This window comes from Mannheimia pernigra (assembly GCF_013377995.1).
Classification (GTDB): domain Bacteria; phylum Pseudomonadota; class Gammaproteobacteria; order Enterobacterales; family Pasteurellaceae; genus Mannheimia; species Mannheimia pernigra.
The window spans coordinates 1530063-1545220 of record NZ_CP055305.1 but is presented as its reverse complement, the minus strand read 5'-3'; the positions used below and the strand labels follow the sequence as shown (position 1 = coordinate 1545220).

The 15158-nt window shown below is 37.6% G+C and carries 16 protein-coding genes and 1 tRNA gene; 9 read left to right on the top strand and 8 right to left on the bottom strand.

Annotated features, from left to right (window positions below; genetic code table 11):
• Positions 1 to 52 precede the first annotated feature (52 nt).
• Positions 53 to 1393, bottom strand: coding sequence for an NADP-specific glutamate dehydrogenase (gene gdhA, locus HV560_RS07440; RefSeq protein WP_176808411.1), 1341 nt, complete (start codon positions 1391 to 1393; stop codon positions 53 to 55).
• Positions 1394 to 1657: 264 nt separating this feature from the next.
• Between gdhA and HV560_RS07435 the strand changes: the two genes are divergently transcribed.
• Positions 1658 to 1945 carry a transposase gene (locus HV560_RS07435; protein ID WP_176812548.1) on the top strand — a complete coding sequence of 96 codons (288 nt, stop codon included), beginning with the start codon at positions 1658 to 1660 and terminating at the stop codon, positions 1943 to 1945.
• A gap of 120 nt (positions 1946 to 2065) precedes the next feature.
• Positions 2066 to 2785, top strand: coding sequence for an IS3 family transposase (locus tag HV560_RS07430; RefSeq protein WP_176812547.1), 720 nt, complete (start codon positions 2066 to 2068; stop codon positions 2783 to 2785).
• Positions 2786 to 3028: 243 nt separating this feature from the next.
• On the opposite strand, the gene bamE is transcribed toward HV560_RS07430, so the two are convergent.
• Entirely contained in the window at positions 3029 to 3364 is a 336-nt protein-coding gene (bamE, locus tag HV560_RS07425) for an outer membrane protein assembly factor BamE (protein ID WP_176808408.1), read from the bottom strand.
• A gap of 68 nt (positions 3365 to 3432) precedes the next feature.
• A complete protein-coding gene (gene yejK / locus HV560_RS07420; protein WP_176808407.1) occupies positions 3433 to 4434 on the bottom strand; it encodes a nucleoid-associated protein YejK in 1002 nt (333 codons plus the stop codon).
• 83 nt (positions 4435 to 4517) lie between these two features.
• Between yejK and HV560_RS07415 the strand changes: the two genes are divergently transcribed.
• The 3 genes from HV560_RS07415 (at position 4518) to HV560_RS07405 (ending at position 5842) form a co-directional block, all read left to right on the top strand.
• Positions 4518 to 4907, top strand: coding sequence for a RidA family protein (locus tag HV560_RS07415; RefSeq protein WP_176808406.1), 390 nt, complete (start codon positions 4518 to 4520; stop codon positions 4905 to 4907).
• Positions 4908 to 4937: 30 nt separating this feature from the next.
• Positions 4938 to 5675: a peptidoglycan editing factor PgeF gene (gene pgeF, locus HV560_RS07410; protein ID WP_176808405.1), complete on the top strand. Its 738-nt coding sequence runs from the start codon at positions 4938 to 4940 to the stop codon at positions 5673 to 5675.
• Between the two features lie 91 nt (positions 5676 to 5766).
• A tRNA-Ile gene (locus tag HV560_RS07405) sits at positions 5767 to 5842 on the top strand.
• Between the two features lie 739 nt (positions 5843 to 6581).
• Here HV560_RS07405 and gap read toward each other — a convergent pair.
• Entirely contained in the window at positions 6582 to 7586 is a 1005-nt protein-coding gene (gene gap, locus HV560_RS07400) for a type I glyceraldehyde-3-phosphate dehydrogenase (protein ID WP_176808404.1), read from the bottom strand.
• Positions 7587 to 7809: 223 nt separating this feature from the next.
• On the opposite strand from gap, the gene msrB reads away from it, so the two are divergent.
• The 3 genes from msrB to cls all read left to right on the top strand — a co-directional run bounded on the left by msrB (position 7810) and on the right by cls (position 10658).
• Positions 7810 to 8205, top strand: coding sequence for a peptide-methionine (R)-S-oxide reductase MsrB (gene msrB, locus HV560_RS07395; protein WP_176812849.1), 396 nt, complete (start codon positions 7810 to 7812; stop codon positions 8203 to 8205).
• A 90-nt stretch (positions 8206 to 8295) separates the two neighbouring features.
• On the top strand, positions 8296 to 9147 hold the full coding sequence (locus tag HV560_RS07390; RefSeq protein ID WP_176809956.1) for an endonuclease/exonuclease/phosphatase family protein: 852 nt from the start codon (positions 8296 to 8298) through the stop codon (positions 9145 to 9147).
• Positions 9148 to 9176: 29 nt separating this feature from the next.
• The gene (gene cls, locus HV560_RS07385; RefSeq protein ID WP_176808402.1) at positions 9177 to 10658 is read left to right on the top strand and encodes a cardiolipin synthase; all 1482 of its coding nucleotides are present in this window, start codon (positions 9177 to 9179) and stop codon (positions 10656 to 10658) included.
• A 77-nt stretch (positions 10659 to 10735) separates the two neighbouring features.
• On the opposite strand, the gene leuB is transcribed toward cls, so the two are convergent.
• A complete protein-coding gene (gene leuB, locus HV560_RS07380) occupies positions 10736 to 11812 on the bottom strand; it encodes a 3-isopropylmalate dehydrogenase (protein WP_176808401.1) in 1077 nt (358 codons plus the stop codon).
• 114 nt (positions 11813 to 11926) lie between these two features.
• Here leuB and HV560_RS07375 point away from each other — a divergent pair, with 114 nt between their 5' ends.
• A complete protein-coding gene (locus HV560_RS07375) occupies positions 11927 to 12157 on the top strand; it encodes a YceK/YidQ family lipoprotein (RefSeq protein WP_176809953.1) in 231 nt (76 codons plus the stop codon).
• A 47-nt stretch (positions 12158 to 12204) separates the two neighbouring features.
• On the opposite strand, the gene HV560_RS07370 is transcribed toward HV560_RS07375, so the two are convergent.
• The 3 genes from HV560_RS07370 to HV560_RS07360 all read right to left on the bottom strand — a co-directional run bounded on the left by HV560_RS07370 (position 12205) and on the right by HV560_RS07360 (position 15157).
• Complete coding sequence (locus HV560_RS07370; RefSeq protein ID WP_159629852.1) at positions 12205 to 13248, bottom strand: peptide ABC transporter ATP-binding protein; 1044 nt, start codon at positions 13246 to 13248, stop codon at positions 12205 to 12207.
• A 63-nt stretch (positions 13249 to 13311) separates the two neighbouring features.
• On the bottom strand, positions 13312 to 14205 hold the full coding sequence (locus HV560_RS07365; protein WP_176808399.1) for an ABC transporter permease subunit: 894 nt from the start codon (positions 14203 to 14205) through the stop codon (positions 13312 to 13314).
• Positions 14192 to 15157 carry an ABC transporter permease gene (locus HV560_RS07360; RefSeq protein WP_176808398.1) on the bottom strand — a complete coding sequence of 322 codons (966 nt, stop codon included), beginning with the start codon at positions 15155 to 15157 and terminating at the stop codon, positions 14192 to 14194. The genes HV560_RS07365 and HV560_RS07360 overlap by 14 nt, the downstream gene beginning before the upstream one ends.
• Between the last annotated feature and the right edge of the window lies 1 nt (position 15158).

Sequence of the window (15158 nt, the reverse complement as noted above, 5' to 3'; positions counted from 1 at the left end):
TAGTTCAAATGAAAAAGCCCTCAAATAATGAGGGCTAGTATAAAATGAGCAATTAGACGATACCTTGATCTAACATTGCATTTGCCACTTTTTTGAAGCCTGCGATGTTTGCACCGTTTACATAGTTAATAAATCCATCTGATTCTGTACCATTTTCTACACAGTTTTCATGAATAGATTTCATAATGTTGAATAAGCGTTCATCTACTTCTTCACGGCTCCACGATAAGCGAATTGCATTTTGACTCATTTCTAAGCCTGAAGTTGCTACACCACCCGCGTTAGCTGCTTTACCTGGAGCATAAAGGATTTTAGCACCAATAAAGACTTCAACACCACCTAATGTAGTTGGCATATTTGCACCTTCTGCCACGCATACACAACCGTTTTTCACCAATTCTTTAGCATCTTCTGTATCTAATTCATTTTGTGTTGCACAAGGTAATGCAATTTCACATTTTACTCCCCACGGTTTTTGACCTTCGAAGTATGTTAAGCCTTGTTCTTGAGCGTAAACAGATAGACGCTCACGACGTTCATTTTTAAGCTCTAATAATGCCGATAATTGAGCTTCTGTCATACCAGATTCTGGGAATAATACATAGCCGTTTGAATCTGATACGGTTAACACTTTACCGCCTTTTTGAATCACTTTTTCTGCCGCATACTGTGCTACGTTACCAGAGCCTGAAATAACCACTCGTTTTCCATCAATTTCTTGACCTCGAGTGGCTAACATTGATTCAGCAAAATAAACTGCACCGTAACCAGTTGCTTCTGGACGAATTAAGCTACCGCCCCAAGTTAATGATTTACCGGTTAAAACAGAAGTGAATTCGTTAGTTAATTTTTTGTATTGGCCGAACATATAGCCGATTTCACGACCACCTACACCAATATCACCTGCTGGTACGTCAGTATCCGCACCAATATGGCGGAATAATTCACTCATAAATGCTTGGCAGAAACGCATTACTTCAGCGTCAGATTTTCCTTTAGGATCAAAATCAGAACCACCTTTACCGCCGCCCATCGGTAATGTTGTTAAAGCATTTTTGAATACCTGTTCAAAAGCCAAGAATTTTAATACGCCTAAATCTACAGTTGGATGGAAGCGAATACCACCTTTATATGGACCAATCGCCGAGCTCATTTGTACACGATATCCACGATTTACTTGAACTTGACCTTTATCATCGACCCAAGTCACACGGAAGCTGATTACACGTTCTGGCTCAACAATACGCTCTAATAAACCTTGTTGAGTATATTTTGGATTTTTGGCTAGGAATGGCGCAAGGCTACCAAACACTTCTTCAACTGCTTGATGGAAAGGTGCTTGGTTAGGATCGCGTTGTTTAATTTTTTGGAAAAGGCAATTTAAATCACTCATTTGATACTCCCGAATTTTAATTTTGATGTTGTGTATAAGATGAGTGCAGTCTAACAAGCAAATGTCTATTTGAAAAGAGTGATTAGAAAAATTTATCATTAAAATAAGAAAAATTAAGTCTAAATGCTTATTTTTCATTCAAAAAGAAAGAAGCCCATCTTGTGATCTGCACCCCAAAAGTTGGACTAACTTTCCAACTGATTAAGTGTAATGGCCTAACCCACTGCAATAAACCAAAGACTATTTTTGATAAACTCTCTCAAAATGGAGAATAGAAAATGGTTAAACTTTTTACCCCCTGAGTATAAAAAGCAATGTGTTGAAATGGTGTTAGACGGCAAACATAGCGTCAGTCAAGTGTGCAAAATGATGCGAGTCAGCCAATCTGCCTTGAATCGTTGGAAGCAGCAATTTCTCGCCGAGCAGCAAGGCATTACCCCTAAAGCTCCGGCGATTTCTGCCGAGCAGCCGGAAATTCAGCGTTTACGGGCGGAGAATGAGCCGTTGCGTAGCGACAATGCCTTACTAAAAAAGGTGCTCGAGAAGTCTTGAAATCCTATGTGGTGGATTTACGGCGAGAAGGCATTTCCCCCGCACAACTGTCCCGTTGTTTTTCGTTGAATCGCTCCACCAGCCACCGTTGGGAAAAAATCGCCACCTAATCAAACGTTGATGAGCTTGCAGGAAACATTGTTATCTGTCTTTGAGGCAAGCGGTGAAACCTATGGCTCACGGCGTTTATCACAGGCGGTGACGGATTTAGGGGTAAAAATCGGGCGGTTTAAAGCTCGCCGTTTAATGCGGGAGCTTGAGATAAAAGCCAAGTGCCCGAAAGCTAAAGTTTGGCGAAAACAAGTGGTCGATTTTGCGGAAAATAGTGCAAATGGGCAGTGTGCAATGATGCCCGACACCATTTGGGCAGGCGACATTACCTACATTCCCACTGATGAGGGCTGGCTGTATTTGGCTATCGTCATTGATTTGTTTTCACGGTTAATTGTCGGCTGGTCGGTATCGGATACACCGGATAGCCGCTTATGCGTTCAAGCCTTGCGACTTGCCATCTACCGCCGCAAGCCCCCTGCGGACGTTATTTTCCACTCAGACCGCGGCTCCCAATACAGCAGCCAAGCCTTTCGGAACGTACTGACAGAAGCGAAAATGGTGCATAGCCAAAGTAGGGCGGGGAAATGTACGGACAATGCGGTAACAGAGCGTTTTTTCCGCAGTTTAAAGACGGAGAAACTCAACCGCTACCGATTTAAGACACGCGAGCAAGCATTGCTTTGTGTGGCGGAATACATTGAAGATTTTTACAATCCGAGACGACTGCATTCTGCATTAGGAAATCGCTCCCCAATGCAGTTTGAAATGGATTGTTTAAGGATTTAAATGTGGTTGTGTCTTTGGAATATTGCAGTAGGTTAGACCATTACAGTTAGAATAAAACATGAGAGTTTCCTTTTTTGTTTAGATTGAATTTGGACACTCATATTCTAAACGGGAAACTCTCAATTTTTAGAGTGAATTGTCAGATCAAGTCTGATCTTCTACATTTAAATAACAGTCTAACTTTTTGGGGTCAGATCATTGCTAAGATGGGCTTTTCAGTTTTAATCATCAAAAATTTTATTTCTACTTTGAATTTGCACCGACATCATCAATTTTTGAAACTAATCCGTTTTCATCAAAGTAAACAAATAAATTGTACTTTTCCGCAGCTTTATAACCTTCACGTTTAATAAAGACATAATCCCAACGATGGGTTTCAAAAATATTTCTTAACATTGGTGTGCCAAGTAAATATTCCACCTGTTCTGGTGTCATACCTACCTTAAGTTGTGCAATTTTATCTTGCTCTAAGTAATTGCCTTGCGGAACATCAATTCGATAGACCACTTTCTCAACCGTTGAACAGGCAGTTACACTCATTGCAACTAATAATGTTAATAAAAGAGATTTCATTTTCATAGATTGACCTTTTGATAATACAAAATTCATATAATTAAGATAATACCTAAACCAGCAAAAATTTTCCATTATTTATTACGTTCGAGCTGATCACGCAAGTTAGCTGGTAACCCTTTGATTGTTAAAGTATCATTTAGTTCATCCCAAATTAAACGCTCACCTAATAATTCTGTATTAAAACTGATCGTTATTCCTTTACCTGAACCTGAAAATTTAGTAAGCGTTTTTAATGCGTTACGAATTGGGGGAATACTTTCTTCCAATCCATATTCTTGATTCTGGGTAAATTCAGCAAAATCAATATCGTTTAAGGTTGGCATTGAATTTGAAAGATCATTGAGTGCAATCTCATCTCCATTATTGATTTTCTCTTTACAGTAATCAAAAACCTGCTTTTTCACTTCCCTGGTTTGAGGTGAAGACAATTCGCCTTGTTCACAATAATCACTTACAGCCTGCAGTAAAGTCTGATTTTGTAATTGAGGATTAAAACCTTCTTCTGCACCTAAGAAATCCATAAAGAAATCAGCAATTTTACGCCCTACTCTGCCCTTCACGAAAGTTAAATAACGGTTTGAGGTTGCATCAAGTTTCAGTTCAGTTAAATTAATTCGACAAGCTATATCATATTGTAAAATATCTAAATACTGCGTACGCTTGATCTCTAACTGCTCGTCAACCAACATTGAATGACGACTATCAATTAAAGCCATAAAAAGATATTCCGTGGCCAAAAAAGTGTAACGGCAAATAACAAAGGTACCACCATCAGCAAATGAATACTTCGCCAATTCTGCCGCTAACATTTTTACACAACTGTGACTAAAAGGAAGAAAATCGGTTTCTTTTTCTAACAAACGATTAAGCTGCTGAGCAAATACCGACTCTGGCTTAAAAATACCATAAGCTTTTGCCTTACTTTGATACGCTTGGTGTAATTGCAACATCATTTGATCGACTTCAGGCGAGATTTCTAATAAGTTTTCACGTAAAAATGTTTTTAATTCTGAATTCTCACTTTCTGTTTTGTGAATTTGATGTAGTACAATTTCTGAAACATTAATGCTCATTTCGTTATTCTCTTTATTCCAAATAATGGAAAAAGATATTATCATTAATCTATTCATTTTTCATTAATTAAGGAGAAGTAAAAATGCCAACCGTCATTCATACAGAAAACGCACCAGCAGCAATCGGACCTTACGTTCAAGCAGTTGATTTAGGTAGTCTTGTTTTAACATCAGGTCAAATACCAGTCAATCCTGAAACAGGTCAAATACCAACTGATATCATTCAACAAACCCGCCAATCACTCAATAATGTAAAAGCAATCATTGAGCAAGCAGGGCTAACCGTTGCGGATATTGTTAAAACCACTGTATTTGTTAAAGACTTAAATGATTTTGCTGTTGTAAATGCAGAATATGAAGCCTTTTTCCAAGAATATGAACATCCAAATTTTCCTGCTCGCTCTTGCGTAGAAGTGGCTCGATTACCAAAAGATGTCGGTATCGAAATCGAAGCTATTGCCGTACGTAGATAACAAGCGGTTATTTTTTAAGATTTTTTGCAAATGGATAGGATTATTCCAAACTGGTGCGTTCCCAAACATATTCACGCATTCACTACAGTTAGAACAGGCGGAGTCAGTAAACCGCCTTTTGATAGTTTTAACCTAGGCGAACACGTCAATGATGCACCAAAAGATGTAACTCAAAATCGTTTATTACTCGTAGAGAAATTTCAATTACCGTGCTCCCCGCTGTTTTTAACCCAAACGCATAGCACAAAAGTGATTGAAATTCCTTATTCAAGTGAAAATGTTGAGGCAGATGCAGTTTACACAAATCAGCCTAATCAAGTGTGTTTAGTGATGACAGCAGATTGCTTACCTGTACTATTCGCAAGTCAAAATGGAAAAGAGATCGCAGCAGCTCACGCAGGCTGGCGTGGGCTGTGTGATGGCGTGCTAGAAGCAACAATTGAAAAATTCCAGTCTCCAAGAAGTGAAATTTCTGCTTGGCTAGGCCCTGCAATTAGCGAAAAAGCTTTCCAAGTCGGTACAGAGATAATGGAGCAATTCTGTGCTTTTGATCCAAAAGCAAAAGAAGCATTTATTCAAGACGGCTCCACAAGCGGTAAGTTTTTAGGAAATCTTTACCAAATTGCAACTCAACGCCTCAATAAACTGGGCATTACCCATATTTCAGGAGGAGAATACTGCACTTACAGCCAGCCAGAGCTATTTTTTTCTTATCGACGAGATAAACAAACAGGCAGAATGGCTACTTTGATCTGGCGAGAAGAATAACTCTTCGCTAACTCGATTAATAATTAACCGAGTAATTTTCTACTACTAGACGACTACTCGGTTTTTCTCTATAATCTACGACCAATACATTCCCCCCATAGCTCAGTGGTTAGAGCAGGCGACTCATAATCGCTTGGTCGCTGGTTCAAGTCCGGCTGGGGGGACCAATTCAAATTTTCCACTCTTCTTTCGTAATCTTACACAAAACCCTTGATAACACTAGCATAAACTAGATTTTAATTTATTTTTTCATTCGTATTCTTTCGTGTTCATTCGTTTACATACCCTTTTTTAGGGGTATATTTGAGGGTATAACGTAAAAGGGTACGAAACCCATACCCTTAAACCCCTTATTATTTGGTAAAGCACTATGCGATTTTAGGTGCATTTTTATGGCTAGAGTTACCACCGAATTAAACAATACCCAAATCAAAAACGCAAAGGCTCTAAGCTATGGCGGTTTAGATATAAAAAGCCTATTACAGGTAAAGAGAGCGATTTAGGAATAAGGAGTTACCCCGAAAATCACTTTAGCCGAAGCAAGAGAGATTAGGGAAGAATATCGAGCATTATGGCGGAAAATATCGATCCGCTTGAACACCACCAAAGATTAGAGGCTGAAACGTTAGCAGAAATTGAGAACACCTTTTAAGTCTGTCTGATAATGACGCTACACCGCTTTCTTTTTTCTTTGTGCGTTTACAAGTGATTATTTCGCTATTTTATACTTTCTTTGCGAGATGCCATAAGATAATTTTGCACTATATATGATGAATACCGCTATTAATTGAAAAAGAAATAGGCTTTAAAAATTGCTTGGATAATAGAGAGATGCAGGATTTATTTGATCGATTAAAGACAAAAAAAGACCAAGTCTTTCAACTTGATCTTTTCCTAAATGAGTCATTAGCCTTTGTAGTTATAAACGTGAGCGACTAAGTCTAATACTTTGTTTGAATAACCAACTTCGTTATCGTACCAAGATACTAATTTAACAAATGTATCTGTTAATGCGATACCTGCTGCTGCATCAAATACGGAGGTTTCAGTTGCACCATTGAAGTCTGTTGAAACAACTGCATCTTCTGTGTAACCTAAAATACCTTTCATTTCCTGCTCTGAAGCACGTTTGATTTCAGCACAAATTTCAGCATAAGTTGCTGGTTTTTCTAAATTTACAGTTAAATCTACAACAGAAACGTTAGTTGTAGGAACACGGAAAGCCATACCAGTCAATTTACCATTTAATGCAGGTAATACTTTACCTACTGCTTTTGCTGCACCTGTTGATGAAGGAATGATATTTTGTGATGCACCACGACCACCACGCCAGTCTTTCACTGATGGACCATCTACTGTTTTTTGTGTCGCCGTAGTTGCGTGTACAGTAGTCATTAAACCTTCTTTAATTCCGAATTTATTATGGATTACTTTTGCTAATGGAGCTAGGCAGTTTGTAGTACAAGAAGCGTTAGAAACGATGTCTTGACCTGCATAAGCATCAAAGTTTACGCCGTTTACAAACATAGGAGTTGCATCTTTAGATGGACCAGTTAAAACAACTTTTTTTGCACCTGCTGTAATGTGCTTACGTGCAGTTTCATCATCTAAGAATAAGCCTGTTGCTTCAACGGCAATATCAACACCGATCTCGTTCCACTTTAAGTTAGCTGGATCACGCTCAGAAGTCACACGGATTGATTTACCGTTCACTACTAATTGACCATCTTTAACTTCAACAGTACCATCAAAACGACCATGAGTTGAGTCATATTTAAGCATATATGCCATATAATCAACATCGATTAAGTCATTAATACCTACAACTTCAATGTCATCACGTTGTTGTGCTGCTCTAAAAACGATACGACCGATACGACCAAAGCCGTTAATACCAATTTTAATTGCCATAGATTTTTCTACCTATATTAAAGTTAAACAAAATTCGTTCTTTATGTACTACTAAATAAAGATGGCAGGAATTATAACACATCTTTTCACTTTTCTGACAACTTAAAAGAACTCGCCCAATATAACAGATAAATTTTTTGTGATCTATGTCAATTTTTGAAATTTATAACGATTTATAATGAAAAAAAAGTTACAATATTTTGCAATGATTTTAGGGGAAATGATGATGAAAGAGATTAAAGATTTAACCGAGCAGCAAGTTGATATTTTAATAAACCAAGGTACAGAACTGCCTTTTACGGGCAAGTTTTTAAATGAAAACCGTGTTGGTGTTTATCGTTGTGCAAGGTGTCATCAAGAGCTCTTTCATTCTGATACTAAATTTGACGCTGGTTGTGGTTGGCCTAGTTTCTATCAAGCCGTTTCTGAAACTGCATTACGCTATTTAGATGATTACAGTTTAGGCAGACATAGAACAGAAATTCGTTGTGGCAACTGTAGTTCACATCTAGGACATGTTTTTAATGATGGTCCACCTCCAACAGGATTGCGTTTTTGCCTAAATTCTGCGGCATTAAATTTTAAATGGGCTGAGACTGGCGAAGAAATAGACGGCTAGCTTTAGTAAATACAAGCGGTCAATTTTGTAAAAAAATTGTCCAAATTTCATCAAAAATAAACCGCTTGTTTATGATTGAACATATAAAAAATGAAAAAAAGCTTACTATTGTTTATTCCTATTTTATTAGGGAGTGCTTTATTTTTGAACTATAATCTAACCATCTACACTCCACCTGAGGTTATTTTTCAACATTCCCAGAAAAGTATCTTTAAAGAAATAGAATTTTCTTCTTATTGGCAATGCTATCAAAATCCTGCTGCTCCTACTACGCTAAATAAACGTTTTCGGTTACTTAATTGGAATATTCATAAAGGGGAAGATTCTGGCTGGCAGAAAGATCTAAAAGCATTCGCAGAGACAGCAGATTTTATCTTGCTACAAGAAGCAATTTCTGGGCAGCAAATTCCAGAACGACTTTCACATTTTGATAGTTTTTTACATATTTTTGCTTTTCAGTATCAGCAGCAAAAATCAGGTATTCTCAATTTAAGCCAATTAGATACTGAGCGTTATTGCTTAAATAGTGCGAAAGAGCCTTTAATTAGGCTACCTAAACTAATGTCTGCGATGTATTTTCCATTTGAGAATGGAAAATCACTACTTGTTATAAATGTACACCTTATTAATTTTGATTGGACAAACCATAGTTATCAGACACAATTAGATAGTTTAAAAGAGCTTATCCAACAACATCAAGGTGCTGTCATTTTAGCGGGCGATTTTAATACTTGGAATGAAAAACGCAAAACAAAGTTGTTTCAATTAACTAATGAATTAAATCTTACCGAAGTGGAAATTACGCCCGATCATCGAATCACGGTGTTCGGCTACCCACTAGATTATATTTTTACTCGAGATATTATTGTGCATTCTACAAAAAGCTATATGGTGAAAAGCTCAGATCATAATCCACTTGAGTTGGACTTTTCACTAAAATAGCATCGCTACCATATTAATAGGGATACCTTATGCCTTTTTCTTTTACTTGGAGTGGCGTCTTACTCCTGATTAATTTTATTATTGTACTCATATTTGCGATCAGAGTTTTATATACTCAACGCAATATTGGTACAGCGATTGCCTGGCTAATTATTTTATTTGTTTTCCCTGTTGGGGGGATTCTCATCTATTTACTGGTTGGAGAAGTTCGTGTAAGCAAAAAACGTCTTGCCCGAACAAAAAAAATGATCAGATTCTATGATGAATTTGCTGAAGAATATATGCCGAGTAAGCATTTCAATCCTGATAATGAGATCCCGCCTACTTTTCGTGGAATAGAAAGAATGGCAAAACAAGCCACTCGCTTGGGAGCCAGTTCAAATAATAGTATGCAACTGCTAAGTAAAACAGATGATATTCTTCAGTCTATGATTAAAGATATTGAGCAAGCTAAATCGAGTTTTCTACTTGCATTTTATATCATTGAGCCAGAAGGCAAAATCAATAAGCTATTAGAGGCAATAAAAGTGGCTGCAGAACGTGGCATTCACTGCATTATTTTAGCTGATGATGTTGGAAGTGCCCCTTTTCTTAAAAGTGAATGGAGAATAAAACTAGAACAAGTTGGTGTATTTATTCAAACTTCTTTGCCTGTTGGTATTATGCAAACCTTTTACGGGCGTAATGATTTACGTAACCACCGCAAAATTTTAGTGGTTGACTACCAAATTGGTTATACAGGCAGTTTTAATCTAATCGATCCTGTCTTATTTAAAAAAGATACTGGGATCGGTGAATGGGTTGATGTGATGATGCGTTGTGAAGGCCCTATTGTACTTGAAATGGCAGCGGTACTCTATGCTGATATTGCTGTTGAAGATGGTGTAAATTTACAGAAAGTCAAAGATTACCTTAACCAGCAAGTAACGCAAGATAGCGGTTTAACACCACCTGATGATGGTAATGTAATTGCTCAAGTGATTCCTTCTGCACCAGAGCAAGAAGAAAACATTATTTACGAAACCATTTTGTGTGCTATTCACCTTGCCAAGAAGAGTATTGTGATTACCACCCCTTATTTTGTGCCGAATGAACCCTTACTTCTAGCTCTCACTACTGCTGCTCGCAGAGGGGTTGATGTAACCCTCATTTTACCGAAAAAAAATGATTCCACGATGGTTCATTATGCTTCGAGAGCTTATTTCCCATTATTACTTAAACATAATGTTAAAATTGCGAGATTCGATCAAGGAATGCTCCATACCAAAACACTAGTAATTGATGGTGAATTTAGCCTCTTTGGCACAGTAAATATGGATATGCGAAGTTTCTTCTTAAATTTAGAAATCAGTCTTGCTATTTATGATAAAGAAATGACCAAAAAGATTGCTCAGCTTCAACAAAAATACTTGGAACAAAGTGAATTTATTACACCGAAAGGATGGCGTTATCGCATTAAATTGTGGGGATTAGTCGAAAATATTGTACGATTAATGAGCCCACTGCTCTAAAATCAACACATTTTGTCTTAGTTATTTTTTAAGGTTTATATTAGGGCGAAAAAACTCTCGCCCTACAATCAATTAAGTTAAATATTTTTCGCAATAATATCCCCCATTTCTGAGGTTGAAAGCGGCTTGCTACCATCGGCTAAATCAGCGGTACGGTAACCATCTACTAATGCCTTTTGAATTGCGGCTTCAATTGCATCTGCAGCTTCTCTTAAGTTGAAACTATAACGTAGCATCATCGCTGCTGATAAAATCTGTGCAATCGGGTTAGCAATATTTTTACCTGCAATATCAGGCGCTGACCCACCTGCAGGTTCATACAAGCCAAATCCTTGTTCATTTAGGCTTGCAGAAGGCAACATCCCCATTGAACCAGTAATCATTGCTGCTTCGTCTGAAATAATATCGCCGAAAATATTTGAGCATAATAAAATATCAAAAGATTCAGGGGCTTTAATCAGCTGCATTGTGGCATTATCAATGTACATATGTTCTAAAGTGACTTCCGGGTATTCTTTCGCGATGTCCGTTACCGTTTCACGCCACAAAATTGAGCTTTGCAACACATTCGCTTTATCTACAGAAGTAACGTGTTTTTTACGCTTCATTGCTGATTCAAACGCCACGCGTGCAATCCGTTCAATTTCATATTTATAATAGACTTCGGTATCAAAGGCACGAGTTTGTGAACCTTCGCCATCTCTGCCTTTTGGCTGACCAAAGTAAATACCGCCTGTTAATTCACGCACAACCATCATATCAAATCCTTTAGAAGCGATATCCGCACGCAGAGGGCAGAATTTTTCTAAGCCACTATAAAGTGCGGCTGGACGTAGGTTACAAAACAATGAGAAATGCTTACGCAATGGTAATAATGAGCCACGCTCAGGTTGTTCATCTGGCGGTAAGTGTGTCCATTTGGGTCCGCCTACTGAGCCAAATAAAATGGCATCAGCTTCCTCACAGCCTTTTAACGTGTTTTCAGGTAAAGCTTTACCTTGAGCATCTATCGCTGCACCGCCAATGTTGTATTCGTTAAAATTTAATTTAAAACCAAATTTTTGTTGTGTTGCTTCAAGTACTTTAATGGCTTGAGCCATTACTTCTGGCCCGATACCATCACCAGCTAATACTGCAATGTTGTAAGTTTGCATATAAATCCTCTTAAATTATAAATAAATCACGCTACATTCTGCCTGAAAATAACCTTTTTTAAAATGAAATTTTAGGGAAATAGCGTAGAATGAACGCATATTTGGAGATTTTTTATGAAATTAACCGATTGTAAAATTATAGCACTACTCTGTTTAATATTTCATCTAAGTGCCTGTGGCACGATGATTAGCTTAGCTGAAAAAAATTACCGTGTGTATGCAGGTGTAACCAACGATTTCCAAGCTATGCAAGAAGGAGGTGTTTTAGCTGTACTCGCTGTGATTGATTTACCACTGAGCTTTGTATTAGATACACTGCTACTACCTGTAACATTAAGTCAATAACATAACAAGCGGTCTTATATTAGATAATTTTTACCAATAGCCTCTTACTAAAGTTTTTCACCCAACTCAGCGACTATAAATGGCGTGTTTTCTCGTTTATTTTTCAGTAAATTTTGTTCTCTAAAATTAATTGGAAAATGGCACGCAAATTCATGTTGTTTCACTTTCACTAAAGGCGGTTTATTTATACATTTTTTCTGAGCAAAAGGACAACGAGGCCCTAAACGACAACCAATTGGTATTTCTTTCAACATTGGGACAGAACCACGTAAGGTATTTAAACTACTTTTAAATGCAAGTGGTTGAGAGAAATCAGGCGAACTATTCAGTAATACTCTGGTGTAAGGGTGATAGGAGGATGATAAAATACTTTCTTTATCCGCAATTTCAACCGTTTGCCCACAATAAAGTACATTGTAAGAATCTACCCAGTTTTTAATACTTTTCATATCATTGCTTACCAATAAAATAGAGGTTCCTAAGTTTTTATTCATACTGGAAAGCAAGCGGTAAATTTGTAGCTGTGTGGTTGATTCCATCACATTAGTGGGCTCATCTGCAACCAATAAGCGAGGCTGGTTCGCCACAGCCATTGCAATCATTACTTTTTGGGCCTCCCCTTCGGTAATATCGCTTGGATAACTATTCATAATATCATTATGGTCACGCACACCAACACGGTGCAGCAACTCTATCACTTTTTTCTTTTTCCAACCAAATCGCCACCATTTACCTTTCGAGTTAATCGCCTGCATAAGCTGTTTACCCACTCGTTGGCTGGGATCAAGGCTGGTCAATGGATCTTGAAATACCATTGAGATGTGATCGCCAACTAATTTTCGACGCTCTGTTGGCGAGAGTTTAAGTAATTCAATATCGTCAAATCGAAAACGGTCCGCCGTCACAATCCATTCATCTTTAACAATACCGCAGATCACTTTAGCAATCAGACTTTTTCCAGAGCCTGACTCTCCCACCAAACCGCAAATTTCTCCTGCATCGACGGTAAGATTAATATTATCTACCATTTTGACTCGCCCTTTTGGCGTGTTAATTTCAATACTTAAATGGCGAATATCCAGTAGTGCCATAAGTACTCCTTAATATGTAAATTTTCGTGAGAAAATGACCGCTTGTTATGTTATGCGCCACATTTATATGTTGCGGTATTGTTCAAAAATATCGGTTAATCGGGAGCCCAGTATTGTGATGCTAAAAATGCTAAAAATAATAGCCAAGCCAGGTAAAATAACCGTCCAAGGGGCAACATAGATAAGATCCATCGATTCTCTAATCATTATGCCCCATTCTGGCATTGGGCTTTGCGTACCAAGCATAATAAAGCCTAATGCACTAATATCTAGCACAGCAATCACAAAAATATGGGAAAGTGCTTTCATTGCCACCCCCGTTAAATTTGGAATAATGACTTCCTTAATTAAGTACCAACGGGTTGCACCATCTAATCTAAGCGTTACAATGTACTCTTTTTTCAGTTGCTGTTCGGTTGCATGATAAATTTTATGGATAAAATGAGGCAACATAGCTAAGAAAATAGCGAGCATTGCATTCATTAAACTTGCATCCATTAAGGTTGCAATAATAATCGCAATCAGCAAAATGGGCATAAATAAAAAGGTATCAAATAAATGGCTAATAAACCAAACGGACTTACCTTTTTTCAAGCCTGCTAATATACCGATTCCTCCTCCAATTACGGCAATTAGCACCGTAATCATTAACGCTGAGCCAACGGTGTAATAAAAACCATACATAATACGGCTTAAAATATCTCTTCCTAAATCATCTGTGCCCAGAAAATGGCTGATTTGTCCGTTATCGTCCCAAGATGGTGGCATTAATTCTAAACCAACAAACTGCTGATTGTAATTATAAGGAGCAAGTAAACTGCCAAAAAAAACGAGCGTGAGTAATAACCCAAAAAGATAAAAGCTGCCAAGTGCCACTTTATCTTGATGAAAATATCGCCAGAACTTTTTAAACGATTCCGTTTCTCTAAATTGCTCGGGTTCTTTAATAAGAGCCATACCAATCCTTTTTATCTGAAGGGTCTAATATCACTCGAATAAGGCCTGTCATCATATCTACCAATAAAACAAACACACCAATAGCCACAACACCAGATGAAATAGCATTGTAATCTTGAATAGCCAATGCATTGATTAGCCAGCGTCCAATCCCCCCCCAACTGAAAATATTCTCAATTAACATTCCGAAGGCAAAAATCAGAATAAACGTACGGGCAATCATCGGCACTAAGGAAGGTAAAGTATTACGGAGAATATGCGTTGTCCAGATTTTAAATGGTGTCCAGCCTCGTGTTTTCGCAATTTTGATATAATTTTGCTTCATAACATAAGCTGCTCTCGCTTGAGTAACATACATAATTTCAAGGATTGCTGGAATTGCCAGCACTAACGTTGGCATAGCTAAATGATGTAATGCATTTTGTAGCATTTTTAATTTATAAGGGCTATCCGACAGCCAAATATCTAATAATAAAAAGCCTGTTACACTTTGCTTAGAATAAATAGGATGGATTTCACCCATTGTAGAAATTGCCCATTGATTCAGCGAGGCATAATACATCAAGACTAAAGCAAGCCAAAATACCGGTACGGCTAAACTTAAAGAGCCTAAAATACTCATCATTTTACCTATCATATTTTTCTGCTGAGTAGCGGCAAAAAAGCCAAGTGGAATCCCAACAATAAGCGAAAGTATTAACGCTGATAGACAAAGTGTAATAGTGGCAGGAAATACTTGTAAAATTTGCTCGCTCAATGGCTGTCCATTATTAAAACTAATGCCAAAATCGCCACGCAGTAACAATTTTAGATAATTAAAATAAGCATCGAACCAGTTCAGATCTGTTAGGTGATTTAGCGGATCTCGAAGCAAAATATGAAAGCTGATAATGGATAAAAAAATCAGTGTAATCAATGTAAGAAATATTTTTCGGATAAAGGCTATTAACATA